The sequence below is a fragment of the Stenotrophomonas sp. YJH_SMC_53 genome (assembly GCF_059369995.1).
The window spans coordinates 89,841-106,249 of sequence record NZ_JCAFTF010000011.1 but is presented as its reverse complement, the minus strand read 5'-3'; the positions used below and the strand labels follow the sequence as shown (position 1 = coordinate 106,249).

Annotated in this window: 13 protein-coding genes; 5 read left to right on the top strand and 8 right to left on the bottom strand. The window is 67.7% G+C overall.

The window, feature by feature from the left end:
- Window positions 1-16 precede the first annotated feature (16 nt).
- Complete coding sequence (locus AC5P7X_RS16800) at window positions 17-1,183, bottom strand: putative peptide maturation dehydrogenase (protein ID WP_329843486.1); 1,167 nt, start codon at window positions 1,181-1,183, stop codon at window positions 17-19.
- A 138-nt stretch (window positions 1,184-1,321) separates the two neighbouring features.
- Here AC5P7X_RS16800 and AC5P7X_RS16795 point away from each other — a divergent pair, with 138 nt between their 5' ends.
- A complete protein-coding gene (locus AC5P7X_RS16795; RefSeq protein WP_065178400.1) occupies window positions 1,322-1,618 on the top strand; it encodes an NHLP-related RiPP peptide in 297 nt (98 codons plus the stop codon).
- A gap of 7 nt (window positions 1,619-1,625) precedes the next feature.
- Here AC5P7X_RS16795 and AC5P7X_RS16790 read toward each other — a convergent pair whose 3' ends face one another.
- From AC5P7X_RS16790 to aceB, 4 genes are all read right to left on the bottom strand, one after another.
- A complete protein-coding gene (locus tag AC5P7X_RS16790) occupies window positions 1,626-4,118 on the bottom strand; it encodes a putative peptide modification system cyclase (RefSeq protein ID WP_495215180.1) in 2,493 nt (830 codons plus the stop codon).
- A 13-nt stretch (window positions 4,119-4,131) separates the two neighbouring features.
- Window positions 4,132-5,172 carry a GGDEF domain-containing protein gene (locus AC5P7X_RS16785; protein ID WP_032954692.1) on the bottom strand — a complete coding sequence of 347 codons (1,041 nt, stop codon included), beginning with the start codon at window positions 5,170-5,172 and terminating at the stop codon, window positions 4,132-4,134.
- A 437-nt stretch (window positions 5,173-5,609) separates the two neighbouring features.
- Window positions 5,610-6,911 carry an isocitrate lyase gene (gene aceA, locus AC5P7X_RS16780; protein WP_171958046.1) on the bottom strand — a complete coding sequence of 434 codons (1,302 nt, stop codon included), beginning with the start codon at window positions 6,909-6,911 and terminating at the stop codon, window positions 5,610-5,612.
- Between the two features lie 64 nt (window positions 6,912-6,975).
- Window positions 6,976-8,598, bottom strand: coding sequence for a malate synthase A (gene aceB, locus AC5P7X_RS16775; RefSeq protein WP_053499294.1), 1,623 nt, complete (start codon window positions 8,596-8,598; stop codon window positions 6,976-6,978).
- A gap of 109 nt (window positions 8,599-8,707) precedes the next feature.
- On the opposite strand from aceB, the gene AC5P7X_RS16770 reads away from it, so the two are divergent.
- Window positions 8,708-9,676, top strand: a complete 969-nt coding sequence (locus AC5P7X_RS16770; protein WP_053499296.1) for a LysR family transcriptional regulator — start codon at window positions 8,708-8,710, stop codon at window positions 9,674-9,676.
- A gap of 312 nt (window positions 9,677-9,988) precedes the next feature.
- Window positions 9,989-10,897 (top strand): LysR family transcriptional regulator, encoded by a 909-nt coding sequence (locus AC5P7X_RS16765; RefSeq protein ID WP_005420736.1) that lies wholly within the window; start codon window positions 9,989-9,991, stop codon window positions 10,895-10,897.
- 93 nt (window positions 10,898-10,990) lie between these two features.
- On the opposite strand, the gene AC5P7X_RS16760 is transcribed toward AC5P7X_RS16765, so the two are convergent.
- Window positions 10,991-12,247: an MFS transporter gene (locus tag AC5P7X_RS16760; protein ID WP_372485066.1), complete on the bottom strand. Its 1,257-nt coding sequence runs from the start codon at window positions 12,245-12,247 to the stop codon at window positions 10,991-10,993.
- A 124-nt stretch (window positions 12,248-12,371) separates the two neighbouring features.
- Window positions 12,372-12,998 (bottom strand): signal peptidase I, encoded by a 627-nt coding sequence (lepB, locus tag AC5P7X_RS16755; protein ID WP_053501214.1) that lies wholly within the window; start codon window positions 12,996-12,998, stop codon window positions 12,372-12,374.
- A 275-nt stretch (window positions 12,999-13,273) separates the two neighbouring features.
- On the opposite strand from lepB, the gene AC5P7X_RS16750 reads away from it, so the two are divergent.
- Window positions 13,274-13,675, top strand: a complete 402-nt coding sequence (locus tag AC5P7X_RS16750) for a hypothetical protein (protein ID WP_019661885.1) — start codon at window positions 13,274-13,276, stop codon at window positions 13,673-13,675.
- Between the two features lie 3 nt (window positions 13,676-13,678).
- A complete protein-coding gene (locus tag AC5P7X_RS16745; RefSeq protein ID WP_004153636.1) occupies window positions 13,679-14,125 on the top strand; it encodes a 3-dehydroquinate dehydratase in 447 nt (148 codons plus the stop codon).
- Window positions 14,126-14,241: 116 nt separating this feature from the next.
- Here AC5P7X_RS16745 and dcp read toward each other — a convergent pair whose 3' ends face one another.
- Window positions 14,242-16,398 (bottom strand): peptidyl-dipeptidase Dcp, encoded by a 2,157-nt coding sequence (gene dcp, locus AC5P7X_RS16740; protein WP_053500815.1) that lies wholly within the window; start codon window positions 16,396-16,398, stop codon window positions 14,242-14,244.
- Window positions 16,399-16,409 lie beyond the last annotated feature (11 nt).

The window sequence follows — 16,409 nt, the reverse complement described above, 5'->3', positions numbered from 1 at the left end:
CCGGGGCGACGGTCGCTCAGCGGTCGTCGCCCGCCGTCACCCGACCTGCGGGATCGAATTCGGCCGTGTCCAGCGTGGCACTGCGCCAGCCCAGGCCGCAGATGGCCATCGCGCTCTGACCGATGCCATCGAAGCCGAAGGCACGATCGACATCGGCATCATTGATGGCCGCTGTCACGAACGCCGCCAGCCCGCGCTCGGTCGCGCACAGGTACAGCAGCTGCGAGATGTGGCCGACATCCAGCGTCACCGCACGATGCGCCTTGGCGTGGTTGCGGTACTTCCAGAAGCAGCGGTCATAGCGCGGCGCCAGCACCAGCAGCGCCGGCGCGTCGGCGAACCACGCCTGCCCGGACAGCATCCGCCGCGCCAGCGCCGGCAGTGCCTGCGGCGGTGGCGAGGGCAACGGCAGCACGGCGTGCTGCACCGGGTGGTAGTGGTACAGGCCCGGCACCAGTCCTTCCACGTTCTGCACCAGCAGGAAGCCTTCGGTAGGATGCAGGCCGCCACCGGAAGGCACGTTCTTCTTCAGGAACTCGGTATCGCGCTCGACCTTCTGCACCGCGTGCGCCATCAGCGTGCGCTGCAGCACCTGGGCCAGCAATGGCAGCGGCAGCGCGCGCTGCGGGTCGAAATTGCGGCAGGTGGTGCGGCGCGCCAGCAGTGCGTCGAACGCGGCCTCTTCGCTGCGCGGCAGCGGCTGGTAGTCGCCTTGCATGGGCTGCACCACCGGCGGTGGCGGCCCGAGGCGCTGGCGCAGGCCGGCAGCGGTGTCCAACCCCTGCCGACGCATGTCCTCCACGCTGTCCACGGCCTGCCAGCGCGCATGGCGATGGGCCAGCGCGGCTAGCGGCCACCACTGGCTGCGCCGCAGCGCCTCGTCGCGCAGCTGGTGCCCCACCTCGCTCGGCGGGTCGGTCAGCAGCAGGCCCTGCTCGACCAGGCGGGCCAGCATCGCCGGGGAGGCATCGGCAGGCGGTTCGCTCCAGCGGTGCGCGCTGAGCTCGCCCAGCAGCTGGCGCTCCTCGGCGTCCACCGGCAGTGGCTGGTCCAGATGTGCGGCCAGCGCCACCCAGCTGATCTGGCTGTCCATCTCGGCGTGGCCGGCCAGCATCGCGCGCAGGTCCAGGGTGACCGCCTCGCGGGGTTCGAACATCAGGCTGGCGCAGCGGCGCAGGCGCATAAGTTTCCTTCCTTCTGCCGCACAACCGGCATAGCAGCAACGACCGCGGCGCGGCCAACTTTAGCGATGTGGGCAGCGCGGCCCTCAATGGCAGGCTGTCGCGGCCGATACGAGAAACTCCACCTACGGACGATCCCCATGAGCACCCATCCCCGCCTTTCCGCCGCAGACGCCAGCACCCTGCTGGACCACCTGATCGGCAGCGACGACTTCCGCCGCCACTTCACCGCGTCGCCGGCCAAGGCCCTGGCCTCGATCGGCCTGGACGGTGCCGTTGGCGAGAACGACTGCATGAAGATCGGCACCCTGGCCTCGGTCGAGGAGCTAAGCCAAGTGCGTGACGGGCTGCAGGCCCACCTGTCCGGGTCGGTGGCGGCCATGACCGTGGTGTTCTGCTTCGAAGCCGGCAAGGTCGGCGAGCGCATCGACGGCTGACCCGCCATCAGGGCGCGCCGGCCGTGGCCGGCGTAGCCCACGTGGAGACGTCATACACGTTCAGCGGTTGCCACACCTGCAGGGCGGTGACCTCCGCAATGGCCTGGCCGCGATGCTGGGCCAGCCAGGCCTGCTGGCGGCGCACGGCGGCTTCATCGCCCTGCGCACGCAGCGCGAGCAGCAGCACGACGCGCGCCTGCACCGGCTCGCTGCCATCCAGCATCGGCTCGATCAGGGCGCGGGCAGCCTCGGGGCGCTGCATCTGCAGCTCATCCATGGCGCTGACGATGCGCAGCCAGCGGTCCGCGACCGGACTGCGCAGGCTGCGCAGCAGGGGCCGCTGCTCGTCCAGCCAACGCCTGGCCAGTTCGAACTGGCCCTGCCGCTGCGCCAGGTGGACCAGTGCCAGCCATTGCAGGCCACGGGCATGCAGCATGGGATCATCACGCTCCTGCAGCATCGGCTGCAGCAGCGCCGCGATCGCCTGCAGCTCGACACGGTCAGCGCCCGGGCACAACGCCGCCACGCTGGCGTGCTGCAGGCGCTGCTGCACCTGAAGATCGACCAGCGTCGGCGCCGCTGCATCTTCGCGTATCGCCCGCTGCATCGCCGGGCAGTCGCGCTGCGCGGCCGCCAGCAGCAGCTGCGCACGCAGCTTCATCCGCTGCTGCAGGGCATCGCTGGCATGGATCTGCGGCAACAGCTTCGCTGCCTTGGCGTACTGCCCCTGCGCCACCAGCACATCCACGCCGGTCTCATCGGCGTCGTCACGGCCGCGCAGGATCTGCGCCTGTGCCAGTGTTTCGGCGGCAAGCTGCGGTTGGTTGGCAGCGATCTGTATCCGCACCAGGTGGACCAGCGGATACAGCCGCAGCGGATCCTGCGGCACTGCGGCGGCACGCGCATAGGGCTCGGCCTCGCTGAACTGGTTGGCCTGCAGCAGGTACCAGGACGTGTTGGACAGCCCCGCGAACGAATCCGGATAGACCTTGGCCAGCGTGCGCCATTGCTCCAGCGCCCAGCCACCCGGCTCCAGCTCGGCCATCCAGGCCTTCAGGTACAGCCGCTCGCGTGGCGGCAGCCGATCCTGCAGGTCCAGCGCATGCTGCATGGCTTCGCGTGCACGCCGCCCTTCCTCGACGCGCGCATGCAGTTTGGCCACGCCCATGTAGGCCAGGGCGAAACCGGGATCGATATCGATCGCCGCCTGGTAAAGGTTGCGCGCCTCCTCAAAGCGACGCTGGCCCAGTGCACTCTCCGCCAGTGCGAATGCACGCAGTGCGCGCAGGTCCTGGGTCGATGCCCGCGGCAGCGGCAACGACTGTTCCAGGCTCGCCACCGATTCGCCCAGTCCGCGACGCAGGCGCCCGACCACGTCGTCCACCGCGAACACCATCTGGTCGGATCGATCCACGGTGGCGGTGAACGTCTGGATCACCTGGCCGCTGCCGGGTGCGGCGACATCGATGGCCAGCTCGTAGCCACCGACCTTCTGCCGCACCGTCGGCAACAGCACGGCGCGCGCGCCTTCCCGCACCGCCACGTTGGCCGCGGTATCGCGGCTGAGCCGGGTATCGCCCGAGAGCCGCGCCATTTCCAGGCTTTCGCGGATCTTGCCCTCCGACAGCACGTTCACGTAGCGCGACTGCTCCAGCGCGATCCGGATCGCATGCCGCATCGAGTCGTCGAAGATCGGGTCGCCGGTGAGGTTGTCGACATCGCCGAGCACCACCCAGTCGCGCTCAGCGAACGCAATCGCCGGTTCCGGCCGCAGCAGCAGCCAGCCGCCGAGCACCGCCACCGCCAGCACCAGGCCTTCGGCGGCCAGCACCAGCGGCTGCCGCCACAACGGCAGGTCGCGGCGGGCCTTGGCATTGGCACGTGGCATGCGCAGCGGTGCGGAGCCGATCTCGCCCACTTCGATCACTTCCTGTACCACCGCCACGCCCTTGAAGCGCCAGCGCCCGTGCGACTTCCACAACAGGCGCGTGCCGCGCTCGCCCAACGCATCGGTGGCACGGCGGGTCAGCGATTCGGCTACCGCCGACAACAGGATCTGGCCGGGCCGCGCCAGCATCATCAGGCGCGCCGCCATCGGCTTGGCCAAGCCTTCCACTTCCATCGACTTGGCGCCGGCGCGGACCGCCTCTGCACTGTTTTCCCAGGTCAGCACGTCACCCACATGCAGGCCGGCACGCGCGCGCAGTTCAATCGCACGCTGCTGGCCCAGCGCATGCAGTTCGCGCTGGTAGTCCAGGGCGAAGCCCAGGGCATCGATGGCGCGCTCGAACAGCATGAACAGGCCGTCCGAACGATCGATCAGCTGGCCATTCCAGCGGTGCTGCAGCACCAGCACCAGGCGGTCGTGTTCCTGGAACAGGCTCGCCGCCGCCACGTCGCCGATCCGCTCGACCAGCTGCAGCGAATCACACAGATCAGTGAACAGCAGGGCGCGTAGCTGTGGGCTATGCGGGGCTGACGTTCCGTTGTCGCCATTCATCGCCTGCATCTCCCTATTGGCCGTCCGGATCATCCACCCAGCGCAGGCAGTTGCCGCCATCACGCTTGGCCCGGTACAGCGCCCGATCGGCGCTGGCATACCACTCGCTCCAGTCCGCGTCGGCATCCAGCAGGCTGGCTCCGATGCTGACCAGGCTTACATGCGGCGTGCCATGGCTGCGCTCGAGCAGGCCGTGTACCGCGCTGAGGATGAACTCGGCAGCGTGCTGCACGATCTCGCGGTTGCCACGGCGCAGCATCAGGCAGAACTCATCACCGCCAAGCCGGCAGGCCAGGTCCTGTTCGCCAGCCATCGAGCGCAGGATGTTGCCCATGCTCTGCAGCACGCGGTCGCCGGCCTGGTGGCCGTGGCGGTCGTTGATCTGCTTGAAACGGTCGCAATCGATCAGCAGCAGCGCCTGCGGCGGCCCCTCGGCACGCTCGCGGCACTCCTGCAGGTACAGGGTGAGGCCACGGCGGTTGTGCAGACCGGTCAGTTCATCGGTACGCACCAGCTCGCGGGTGTGGGTCAGCTGGTGGGTGGTGATGTAGAGGTTGTCCAGCGCGGTTTCCAGATCGTGGTTGCGCCGGCGCAGCTGGCTGATCAGGGCCTGTTCGTTGGCCAGCACGCGCATGATCGTGCGGCGCAGGAAGTAGGCCACCAGGCCCGGATCGGATTCGACCAGCCGGTGGAAATCAGCCGGCCCCAGTTCCAGCACATCGCAGTCGACCAGCGCGCGCGCGCTGGCGCTGCGCAGGTGGTCGCCGACCAGCAGGCCCAGTTCTCCGAAGAACTCATGCTGCCCGAGCGTCTTGATCACCAGGTCCTCGCCGAAGTCCAGTTCGATCTGGCCTTCGAGGATCACATACATGCGCTCGCCGCGGTGGCCACGCTGGAACAGCCACTGTCCGGCACGGAGCTTGCATGCGCGGGCGAATCTGGCAAACAATGCCACCTCGGCATCTGACAACAGCGCGTGCACGATCTCGGCCATCGCCACTCGGGCGATACCTGTCGTCACATCACTGTTCTCGGCCGCACCCCTGCCGGTCATTCCCTGCACCCGCCGCCAGCGTCCCCTGGTGAGCCGCGGAGCATAGCACCGCTTTAAAGTGTGCGCCCTATCTCATTTTGACCGTTCTGCCGATCTTGATTGATGTGAAGATCGGTGGTGGCCCGTTCTGGTCACGGGTGCCCGGGCAAAACCCCTGCTGGATCAATTCGATGCCGGGTTTCACAGGGTTTCGGCCAAGTTGCCGGAACCCGGGGTGCGCCTGATTGACGCTGCCCGCTGGTTGCCCCCCTTGCATCGATACAACAACGCCGGCAGGTCCCCCGACCGGCCGGCGTTGCCTGGCCCTTCCCTGGCCACCCTGATCGGATTTCCAGGCCCCGGTAGAGCCGGCCGCTGGCCGGCTGCCACGCAGCGCCCGGAGCATCCTGTGATTGCCGGCCAGCGGCCGGCACTACCGGATCACGCGGCGCACCGGATCACGCCGCGCGTTCGCTGCGCCCGCCGTGGAACTGCTCTTCCTCGGTCGATCCGGTCAGCGCGGTGGTCGACGACTGGCCCTGCTGGATCGCCTGGGTCACCGCATCGAAATAGCCGGTACCGACCTCACGCTGGTGCTTGACCGCAGTGAAACCGCGCTCGGCCGCTTCGAACTCGGCTTCCTGCAGTTCCACGAACGCACTCATCTGGCGGCGCGCGTAGCCGTGGGCCAGATTGAACATGCCGTAGTTCAACGCATGGAACCCGGCCAGGGTGATGAACTGGAACTTGTAGCCGTAGCTGCCCAGTTCGCGCTGGAACTTGGCAATGGTGGCGTCGTCCAGGTTCTTCTTCCAGTTGAAGCTGGGCGAGCAGTTGTAGGCCAGCAGCTTGCCCGGGAACTTCGCGTGGATCGCCTCGGCGAACCTGCGGGCGAACTCCAGGTCCGGCTTGCCGGTCTCGCACCACACCAGGTCGGCATAGGGTGCATAGGCCAGGCCGCGGCTGATCGCCTGGTCCAGGCCGTTGCGGGTCTTGTAGAAACCTTCGACCGTGCGCTCACCGGTGGTGAACGGCTTGTCGTTGCCGTCGATGTCACTGGTCAGCAGATCCGCAGCTTCGGCATCGGTACGTGCCACCAGCAGGGTCGGCACGCCCATCACGTCGGCGGCCAGGCGTGCGGCGTTGAGCTTCTCGATCGCCTCGCGGGTCGGCACCAGCACCTTGCCGCCCATGTGCCCGCACTTCTTCACCGAGGCCAGCTGGTCCTCGAAGTGCACGCCGGCGGCGCCGGCCTCGATCATCGCCTTCATCAGTTCAAAGGCGTTGAGTACGCCGCCGAAGCCGGCCTCAGCATCGGCCACGATCGGCTGCAGGAAGTCGATGTCATCCTTGCCTTCGGCGTGATGCAGCTGGTCGGCGCGCAGCAGCGTGTTGTTGATGCGCTTGACCACTGCCGGCACCGAATCAGCCGGGTACAGCGACTGGTCCGGATACATCTGGCCGGCCAGGTTGGCGTCGGCCGCCACCTGCCAACCGGACAGGTAAATCGCCTTCAGGCCGGCCTTGACCTGCTGCATGGCCTGGTTGCCGGTCAGTGCACCCAGCGCGTTGACGAACTCGCGCTCGTGCAGCGACGCCCACAGCTTCTCGGCGCCCAGGCGGGCCAGCGAATGCTCGATGTGGACGGTGCCGCGCAGGCGCACCACGTCGGCGGCGCTGTAGTTGCGCTGGATGCCTTCCCAACGCGGGTTGGTATCCCAGTCGTGCTGGATCTGTTCGGCAGTGGGCAGCTTGCTCATGTCTTTCTCCAGTTCGGTTCGTGCGTGCAGCGGGGAGGGAAACGGCGGTAGACGCGGGCGGCAGTCAATCGATGCGCGCGTAGGCCGGCAGGGTCAGGAAATCGGTCAGTTCTTCGCTGCGGCTCAGTTCGCCGAGCAGGGCGATGGCCTCGCTGATGCGCGCGCCACCGGGCAGCGCGGCGGTATCGCCCAGCCGTGCCGGCAGCTGCGACAGGGTGGAATCCAGCAGGGCCAGGTCGATGGCGGTGCCATCGTCCAGCTGCTGGCCCGGCGTATGCAGCCACTGCCACAACTGGCTGCGGCTGATCTCGGCGGTGGCCGCGTCCTCCATCAGGTGATGGATCGGCACACAGCCGTTCCCATCCAGCCACGCCGCCAGGTAACGCACGCAGACTTCCACGTTGCCTTCGAAGCCGGCGCGGGTGATGGTGCCCGGCGGCCGCGCGATCAGTTCGTCGCGGCCGACGCGCACGTCCTGGCGCAGCACGCTGTGCTGGTTCGCACCGGGCATGTGTTCGTCGAAGATCGCCATCGCCACCGGAATCAGCGCCGGATGCGCGACCCAGGTGCCGTCGTGGCCGGCGCTGACTTCGCGCAGCTTGTCGGCGCGCACGCGGGCCATGGCCTGCTCGTTGGCTGCGGCATCGTGGTTGATCGGAATCTGCGCGGCCATGCCACCCATCGCATGCGCACCGCGGCGGTGGCAGGTCTGGATCAGCAGTTCCGAATAGGCCTTCAGGAACGGCTGGGTCATGGTCACCTGGCCGCGTTCGGGCAGCACGCGGTCGGCGTGGCGGCGGAAGGTCTTCAGGTACGAGAAGATGTAGTCCCAGCGCCCGCAGTTCAGGCCGACGATGCGATCACGCAGCGCGTGCAGGATCTCGTCCATCTCGAACACCGCCGGCAGCGTTTCGATCAGTACGGTCACCTTGATCTGGCCGTGCGGCAGGCCGAGCATGCCCTCGATGTGCGACAGCGCGGTCTCCCACAGCGCCGCCTCTTCCATGCTCTGCAGCTTGGGCAGGTAGAAGTACGGGCCACGATCCTTCGCCTGCAGGGTGCGGGCGTTGTGGAAGGCGAACACCGCTGCGTCGAACAGGCCACCGGCGAGGAACTGGCCGTCGACGCGTACGTGCTTCTCGTCCAGGTGCCAGCCACGCGGGCGCACGATCAGCACCGCCTGTTCGTCGTATGGGCGCAGCGTGTAATGCTTGCCATTGGGGGCGGTGTATTCGAGATCGCCGCGCACCGCCGCGGCCAGCGACTGCTGCCCGGCCAGCAGGTTGCGCCAGGTCGGCGAGGTCGAATCCTCGAAGTCGGCCATGAACACCTTGGCGCCGGAGTTCAGCGCGTTGATGACCATCTTCGGGTCGGTCGGGCCGGTGATCTCGACGCGGCGGTCCTGCAGCGCGGCCGGCAGCGGCGCAACGCGCCAGTCGCCGCTACGGATCGCGGTGGTGTCTTCGCGGAAGTCCGGCAGGCCGCCCTGGTCGAAGAACGCCTGGCGTTCACGGCGGGCCTGCAGCCTCGCCTGCCGGCCCGGCTCCACCGCACGGTGCAGCGACACCAGCAGGGCCAGCAGCGGCGCCGGCAGCAGGGTGTCCTGGCCGGCCACGCGGGTCGCCAGGGCGATGCCGGGAGTAGCCTTGGTGGCGGGAGTGGGAACGGCGGAAGCGACGGCGGACATGGGCGACTCCAGCGGTGGGGGAACGTCTCCACGGTGCCGCCGGGCCTCAGTATTTGGCAAAACAGTTTTTGCAATGTTTTACATAAGTTGTGCTAATACTCGTTACACGATGAGCACACGCGCCCCGCCAAGTCCTCGTTTTTCCTACAAATCCGACCGGCTCAAGCCGCTGCGCGCGTTCTGCCAGACTGTGCGCCTCGGCTCGGTCTCACGGGCGGCTGAGGCACTTTTCGTCAGCCAGCCGGCCATCAGCCTGCAGTTGCAGGCGTTGGAACGGGAGCTGGGGGTGCCATTGTTCGAGCGCAGCGGGCGGCGCCTGGTGCCCAGCCGCGAGGGCCAGCTGCTGTACGAGATGGCACAGCCGCTGGTGGAGAACCTGGACGGGCTGGAGGCGCGCTTCCGCGACAAGGTGCGCGGCCTGGACGCGGGCGAGCTGAACATTGCCGCCAACAGCTCGACCATCCTGTACCTGCTGCCGAAGATCGTCGAACGCTTTCGCCTGCACCACCCGGACGTGCGCCTGACCCTGCACAACGCGATCAGCGCCGACGGCACCGACCTGCTGCGCGAGGATGCCGCCGACCTGGCGATAGGTTCGATGACCGATGTGCCGGCCGACCTGACCTACGCCCCGGCCTACCGCTTCGAGCAGGTGCTGATCGCACCGCACGATCATCCGCTGGCCAAGGGCGGCGAGCTGGAGCTGGCCGACATCGCGCGCTATCCGCTGGTGCTGCCGCCGAAGCGGCAGATCACCTACCGCCTGGTGGACCAGGTGTTCCAGCGCCACCGCATCGCCTACACCGTGGCGCTGGAAGTGGGGGGCTGGGAAGTGATCAAGCAGTACGTGGCGATGGGCATGGGCATTTCCATCGTGCCGGCGCTGTGCCTGAACGAGGCCGACCACGAGCGGCTGGCGGCGCGGTCGATGAAGCGCTGGTTCCCCGAGCGCAGCTACGGGGTGATCGTGCGCCGGGGCAAGGCGTTGTCGGCGCAGGCGCGAGCGTTCATCGAGCTGATCCAGCCGGAGTTGTTCAGTCCGCGCGATTACGACCAGAGCGGGCATTCGGAGCGGTGAGGGGGTTCGGCAGGGCTGCGCCCTGCACCTGCCGAAGCCGAAGCCGAAGCAACAGCAGAAGCCGGCTATCCGTGGGATGGCGGGGCGGTGTGGGTGGGCAGGACACGCCGTAAACCCGTCCATGGGGGCTCGATGGCGCCATCCATGGCGCCAACGGTCCTGCCCACCCACACCGCCCCGCCTCTGACAGTTGGTCGCTGCTGTTGGTGGGTGCCGACCGTTGGTCGGCACGGGGTCAGAGCCCGTTGCTGTGCAACGGGCTCTGACCCCATCTCTGATTCATTTCCGGCCGGCGATGCATAGACTGGGCGCATGTCCATCGAACTGCGCCACCTGCGCTACTTCCTCGCCGTCGCCGATACGCTGCACTTCGGCCAGGCGGCGGAGCGGCTGGGCATGTCACAGCCGCCGCTCAGCCAACAGATCCGCCAGCTGGAAGAACTGATTGACGCGCGCCTGTTCGTGCGCAGCCATCGCCGCGTGCAGCTGACGCCTGCGGGCGAACTGCTGCAGGAACGTGCACGCGCCATCGTGCAGCAGGTGGAAACGGCCGTGGACGAGGTGCAGCGTGCACAGCGTGGTGAGCAGGGTGAATTGCACATCGGTCTGACTCGCGCCACGCCGCTGTCGCCGCAGATTCCGCGTTCGATCCTGCGCTACCGTCAGCAGTACCCGCAGGTGCGGCTGCAGCTGAGCGAGATGAACACGCTGCAGCAGATCGACGCGCTGCTCGACGGTTCACTGGACGTGGGCATCATCCGCAAGCGCGCGCTGCCGCCGGAACTGGTGGCGCACAGCCTGTTCGTCGACCCGCTGGCGCTGATCGTGCACGCCGACCACCCTGCCCTGCGCAGGCTGTCGAAGCAGGGCACGCTGTCGCTGCGCGACTTCGCTCAGGAGCCGTTCGTAGCGTTCCGCCGCAGCGCCGGCGCGGGCATCCACGACCACATGATCGCGTTGTGCGCGGCGGCGGGCTTCACGCCGCGCATCGTGCAGGAAGCCGGTGAAGCATCGACGTTGATCAGCCTGGCCGCTGCGGGCCTGGGTGCGGCGATCCTGCCGTCGTCATGCGATCACATACGCGTGGAAGGATCGCGCTTCGTGGCACTGGCCGATGCCGGCGCGCATTCGGAAGTGCAGCTCGCCTGGCACCGCGAACGGGTAACGCCGCTGATCCGCAATTTCGCCACGCTGCTGCGTGAGGCGTTCGCCGAAGGGTGAAGTGCAACCCACCCGGGTAGTGCCGGCCGCTGGCCGGCAACCCCACATGGGCCGGCATGCCGGCCAGCGGCCGGCACTACCGTACGCGGTGGATCACGCGGTGACCGGCTGCGGCGCGCGCTGCTGCAGTGCCCAGACGATACCGCCGCCGACCAGCGTCAGCACGGCCGCGAACGCGCACACGCCGAGCCAGTCCCAAGCCGCATAGGCCAGGCCACCGACCCCGCCCAGCACGCTGGATCCCAGGTAGTAGGCGAACAGGTACATCGCCGAGGCTTCGGCGCGCATCGTACCGGCGCGGCTGCCAACCCAGCTGCTGGCCACCGAGTGGCCGCCGAAGAAGCCGAACGTGACCAGCGCGATACCCAGTGCCATCGCACTCAGCCACGGCATTGCCAGCAGTGCGATGCCCGCGCCGATCAACGCGAACGAGATCGACAGGATGCGGCCGCGCCCGTAGCGCGTTGCCTGCTGGCCCATCCACGCCGAACTGAAGGTGCCCACCAGGTAGACACTGAAGATCAGGCCGACCACGGTCTGGCTGAGGTGGTACGGCGGCGCCAGCAGGTGGTAGCCCAGGTAGTTGTAGAGGGTGACGAACACGCCCATCAGCACGAACGAGGTGGCGAACAGCCACGGCAGGCCCGGGTCAGCGAACAGCATGCGCCAGCGCGACGGCAACTGGCGCAGGCCGTCACGACGGGGATGGAAGTGGCGCGACGGCGGCAGCTGAAGCCACAGCAGCACGGTGCTGGCCACCGCGATGATCGAGACCACGCCGATACCCCAGCGCCAGCCCCAGTGGTCGGCGATGATGCCGGCCAGCAGGCGTCCGCTCATGCCACCGATGGCGTTGCCGCCGATGTACAGGCCCATCGCCAGGCCCAGCGCGCGGCTGTCCATTTCCTCGACCAGGTAGGTCATCGCCACCGCCGGCACGCCGCTCAGCGCCAGGCCGAGCAGCGTGCGCAATACCAGCAGCGTGGTCCAGTCATCCACCAGCGCCGAGCTCAGCGACAGCATGGCCGAGGCCAGCAACGCGACGATCATCAACGGGCGGCGGCCGACCGCATCGGACAGCAGACCAGCCAGCAGCATCGCCACGGCCAAGGTGCCGGTGGTCAGCGACAACGACATCGCGCTGCCGGCGGCGGACACGCCGAAATGGCGGCTGAACTCGGGCAGCAGCGGCTGCACCGTGTACAGCAGGCCGAAGGTGGAAAAGCCGGCCAGGAACAACGCCAGCGCGGTGCGGCGGAAGGCCGGTGTGCCCTGCTGGATGCGGGTCTCGGCGCTGGAGTCGACAGTGGGGGGGCGGCGTTCGACGGCCGCCGCGGTTTCGCCAGTCATGGGATCGATGGGCCGGTGGGGGCGGCCAAGCGTGGGAGGGAACGGGCCTCAGACTAGGCCCGTCTATCCAGTCGATCCATAACCTGATAGGTCATGATTGATATACGAGAAGTATCAATTCAGCTTACAGGCGCTGCCACTCGAAGCCGTCGCCCCGGCGGTAGTACACCGCCACCGCGCGGCCGTAGAGCTTGTCGGCGTCGACGAAGCCGAAGAAGCGGCCATCGAAGCTGTTGCCGCGGTGGTCACCCAGCACCAGCACCTTGCCGGCTGGCACCACCAGGTCGGCGATGTCCGGACCGCCGCCCATGTCCAGATCAAGGCGGGCACGTCGCTCGCCGAAGGCTTCCACGTCCTGCAGGTCGGCCATCTGCAGCGGCTGCCCGTTGATGCTCAGATGGCCCTCGCGCATCTGCACATGGTCACCGGCCACCGCCGCCACGCGCTTGATCAGGCGGGTGCCGTCGGCCGGTGAGTCGAAGACCGCCACCTCGCCACGCTGCGGGGTGCCGGTCGCCATCAGTTCCGTGTTGGTGAACGGCAGGCGCAGACCGTAGGCGCGCATGTCCACCACCACCCGGTCGCCGGGCTGCAGGGTCGGCTGCATCGAACCACTCGGCACCACGTAATGGTTGGCCAGGGTATCGCGGGCGGCGGCGAGCAGGCCGAGCATCACCAGCAACGGCAGCGCCTCTTTCTTCAGCCAGGCCAGCGCGCGTTCGGAAAAGGGAGGGCGGGCAACAGCGTCCATGGCAGGATCCGGTTGGGTGGTGGCTGCATCAGACCACGTCCGGGCGCAAGAGGTTCCCGCGCCGCGCTCCTGTAGAGCCGAGCCTACGCTCGGCTTGTTCTTTGTAGCGTCGAGGTTGCCCGACTGGGGCGCAGAGCAGCCGAGCGTAGGCTCGGCTCTACAGGATGGGTTACGCAGGTTTTACGCCCCGGCCCGGCCGCGGGCATCGCACCTTTACGGGCAGCACGCGCATCGTGTGCCCACCGCGCCACACGGCGCATTCCGCAAGGTGTTGTATGACCCTCCTGGTGATCCGCCACGCCTCTTCGTCGGCACCGCGCCCCCAACTGCCGGCACAGCTGGCCGGCCATCGCGTGCTGTGCAGCGACTGCGCCAGCCTGTCCGAGGTACGCCAGTGCCTGTGCCAGCCGCAGGCGCGCTCGGCCGACTGGGTACTTCTGGATGTCGGTGCCGCCGACGAGGCGCAATGGCAGGCCGAAGGTGGCGCGCTGCAGGCGGCGCTGGAACGGCTGCCGGCGCAGTACATCGAGTTGCAGGCACCCAGCGAACCTGGCCTGGATGCACGCCTGCGCCTGCAGCACGGCCCCGCCGCCGTGGTGGTCGACCAGCGCAGCCAGCAGGCCGGTTACCCGTTGTCGCTGGCCATTGTCGGCCGCCGCCTGGCGCAGGAGGGCTGAGTCATGTCGATCTTCATCATCCGCGGCCCGGAAGCGGCCGGCGCCCTGATCCGCACCGCGATGCCGCTGCCGGCACCGGTCCTGAAGTCGCTGGTGCATCGCGCGATCGACGCCGGCACCAGCGTGGCGATCCGCGCCTGCGGTTCGGAACAGGAGCTGCTTGATGCGCTGCGCGTGGCCGATCACAGCCGCGGCGAGGTGACGCTGCTCGATCCGGGTGCGTGTGCCAACAGTCTGCGCCTGCAGCGGCTGCTGCCCTATCTGCACAACGCGTACGTAGAGGTGCATGACGACGGCGCAGTGGCCGAACCGTGCCTGCCGGCCGGTGTCGGCCAGCGCCTGGGCATCGCTGCTGGGTATGGCGCGCAGAGTTATGTGCTGGCGCTGGATATCGCGCTCGATCACCTGGGCCTGGCCGAGCAGGCGAACCGCGTGCACGTGGGGACGTAATGCCGATCGTAGCGCCGAGCCCATGCTCGGCTGCGTCTCCAGAAAAAGCCAGCCGAGCATGGGCTCGGCTCTACACAAAGAAAAACGGCGGGGTTGCCCCCGCCGTTTCCGCTTTCTTATTTCAGCCCGCGGAACTTCAGCAGCGGTTCCACCGACGGGTCCTTGCCGCGGAAATCGCGGTACAGGGTCGACAGCTCCACGCTGTTGCCGCGCGAGAGGATCTTGTCGCGGAACTCCTGGCCGTTGGCCGCCGTCAGCCCACCGTGTTCGGTGAACCACTGGTAGGCGTCATGGTCCAGCACTTCGGCCCAGAAGTAGGCGTAGTAACCGGCCGAGTAACCACCACCCCAGATATGGTCGAAGTAGGTGGTGCGGTAGCGCGGCGGTACCTGCGGCAGGTCGACCTTGAACTTCTTCAGCGCGCTGGCTTCAAAGGCGCCGACATCCTGCAGCGGTGCATCGGCCTTCTGCGTGTGCCAGGCCAGGTCGAGCAGCGCGGCCGACAGGTATTCGGTGGTCGCATAGCCCTGGTTGAAGCTGCGCGCCTTGAGAATCTTGTCGACCAGTTCCTGCGGCATCGCCTCGCCGGTCTTGTAGTGCTTGGCGTAGTTGGCGAATACCTTCGGGTCCAGTGCCCAGTGCTCGTTGAACTGCGACGGGAACTCGACGAAGTCACGCGAGGTGGCGGTGCCGGCGATCGACGGGTACTTCACGTTCGAGAACATGCCGTGCAGCGCATGGCCGAACTCATGGAACATGGTGGTGACGTCGTCGAAGCTGATCAGCGCCGGCTGGCCGGCGGCCGGCTTGGTGAAGTTGCAGACGTTGTAGACCACCGGCTTGGCACCGGTCAGGCCGTCCTGCTCGACGAACACGTCCATCCAGGCGCCGCCGGACTTGCTGTCACGCTTGAAGTAGTCGGTGTAGAACAGGGCCAGCGAGGTGCCGTCCTTGTCGAACACTTCGTACACCTTCATGTCCGGGTTGTAGGTCGGAATGTCGGTGCGCGGCTTGAAGGTGATGCCGTACAGCTGGGTGGCGGCGTAGAAGACGCCGTTCTGCAGCACGTTGTCCAGTTCGAAGTACGGCTTGATCTGCGACTCGTCGAGATCGTACTTGGCCTTGCGCACCTGCTCGGCGTAGAAGTCCCAGTCCGAAGCGGCGACCTGGAATCCGCCCTTCTGCGCGTCGATGACCTTCTGGATCTCACCGGCCTCGGCGCGCGCCTTGGCGGTGGCGGCTGGCACGGTGTCGGTCAGCAGCTTGAGCGCGGCAGCCGGAGTCTTGGCCATCTGGTCGCCCAGCTGATAGTCGGCGAAGGTGTCGAAGCCGAGCAGCTTGGCCTTCTGCGCACGCAGCTGGGCCAGGCGCTGCACGGTCTGCCGGGTGTCGTTGGCATCACCGCGCTCGGCGCGGGTTTCAGAGGCCTTCAGAACGGCGGCACGCTGGTCGCGATCGCTCAGCGAGCCGAGCACCGGCTGCTGGGTGGTGTTCTGCAGCGGCAGCAGGAATTTGCCATCCAGCTTGCGGTCCTTGGCGGCGGCCGCAGCGTTGTTGATCGCGCCCTCGTCCAGGCCGGCCAGCTTGGCCTTGTCGTCAACGACAACAGCCGCAGCGGCGGTCGCGGCCACCAGGCGGGTGTGGAACTGGGTGGAGAGCGTGGTCTCTTCCACGTTGAGCTTGCGCAGGGTCGCCTTGTCAGCGTCGGACAGCTGCGCACCGGCGCGCACCAGGCCATCGTAATAGTGCTCGACCAGGCGCTTCTGCACCGGGTCCAGCTCCAGCGTGTCACGCTGGTCGTACAGCGACTTCACGCGCGCGAACAGCTTCGGATCGAGGTTGATCTCGTCCTGGTGCGCGGCCAGCTTTGGCGCCACTTCTTCCTGGATCTTCTGGCGCGCATCGTTGGTGTCGGCCTGGACCAGGCCGAAGAAGATGCGCGACACGCGGGTCAGGGTCTCGCCGCTGCGCTCCATCGCCACGATGGTGTTGTCGAAGGTGGCCGGCTCGCTGCTGTCGGCGATCTTGCGCACGTCGGCCAGGTGCTGGCGCATGCCTTCTTCGAACGCCGGCAGGTAGTCGCTGTCCTTGATCTTGTCGAACGGCGGTGCCTGGAACGGCAGCGTGCTGGCACTCAGCAGCGGATTGGTGGAGGCTTCGGCCGGCTGCGGGGCCGGGGTCTTCTGGGCATCGGTCACGGGGGTGGACTCCTTGCCGGAACAGGCCGCCAGCGCCAGGCTGATGGCGGCGGCCAGGACTACGGTACGCGACATGTAAAACGCTC

Excerpts from the sequence above, each read along its gene's own strand:
- lepB (WP_053501214.1), bottom strand. The coding sequence starts at position 12,998 with ATGGACGCTGTTGCCCGCCCTCCCTTTTCCGAACGCGCGCTGGCCTGG.
- AC5P7X_RS16765 (WP_005420736.1), top strand. The coding sequence starts at position 9,989 with ATGTCCATCGAACTGCGCCACCTGCGCTACTTCCTCGCCGTCGCCGAT.
- AC5P7X_RS16800 (WP_329843486.1), bottom strand. The coding sequence starts at position 1,183 with ATGCGCCTGCGCCGCTGCGCCAGCCTGATGTTCGAACCCCGCGAGGCG.
- AC5P7X_RS16745 (WP_004153636.1), top strand. The coding sequence starts at position 13,679 with ATGTCGATCTTCATCATCCGCGGCCCGGAAGCGGCCGGCGCCCTGATC.
- AC5P7X_RS16790 (WP_495215180.1), bottom strand. The coding sequence starts at position 4,118 with ATGAATGGCGACAACGGAACGTCAGCCCCGCATAGCCCACAGCTACGC.
- AC5P7X_RS16770 (WP_053499296.1), top strand. The coding sequence starts at position 8,708 with ATGAGCACACGCGCCCCGCCAAGTCCTCGTTTTTCCTACAAATCCGAC.
- AC5P7X_RS16785 (WP_032954692.1), bottom strand. The coding sequence starts at position 5,172 with ATGACCGGCAGGGGTGCGGCCGAGAACAGTGATGTGACGACAGGTATC.
- AC5P7X_RS16760 (WP_372485066.1), bottom strand. The coding sequence starts at position 12,247 with ATGACTGGCGAAACCGCGGCGGCCGTCGAACGCCGCCCCCCCACTGTC.
- AC5P7X_RS16795 (WP_065178400.1), top strand. The coding sequence starts at position 1,322 with ATGAGCACCCATCCCCGCCTTTCCGCCGCAGACGCCAGCACCCTGCTG.
- aceB (WP_053499294.1), bottom strand. The coding sequence starts at position 8,598 with ATGTCCGCCGTCGCTTCCGCCGTTCCCACTCCCGCCACCAAGGCTACT.
- dcp (WP_053500815.1), bottom strand. The coding sequence starts at position 16,398 with ATGTCGCGTACCGTAGTCCTGGCCGCCGCCATCAGCCTGGCGCTGGCG.
- AC5P7X_RS16750 (WP_019661885.1), top strand. The coding sequence starts at position 13,274 with ATGACCCTCCTGGTGATCCGCCACGCCTCTTCGTCGGCACCGCGCCCC.
- aceA (WP_171958046.1), bottom strand. The coding sequence starts at position 6,911 with ATGAGCAAGCTGCCCACTGCCGAACAGATCCAGCACGACTGGGATACC.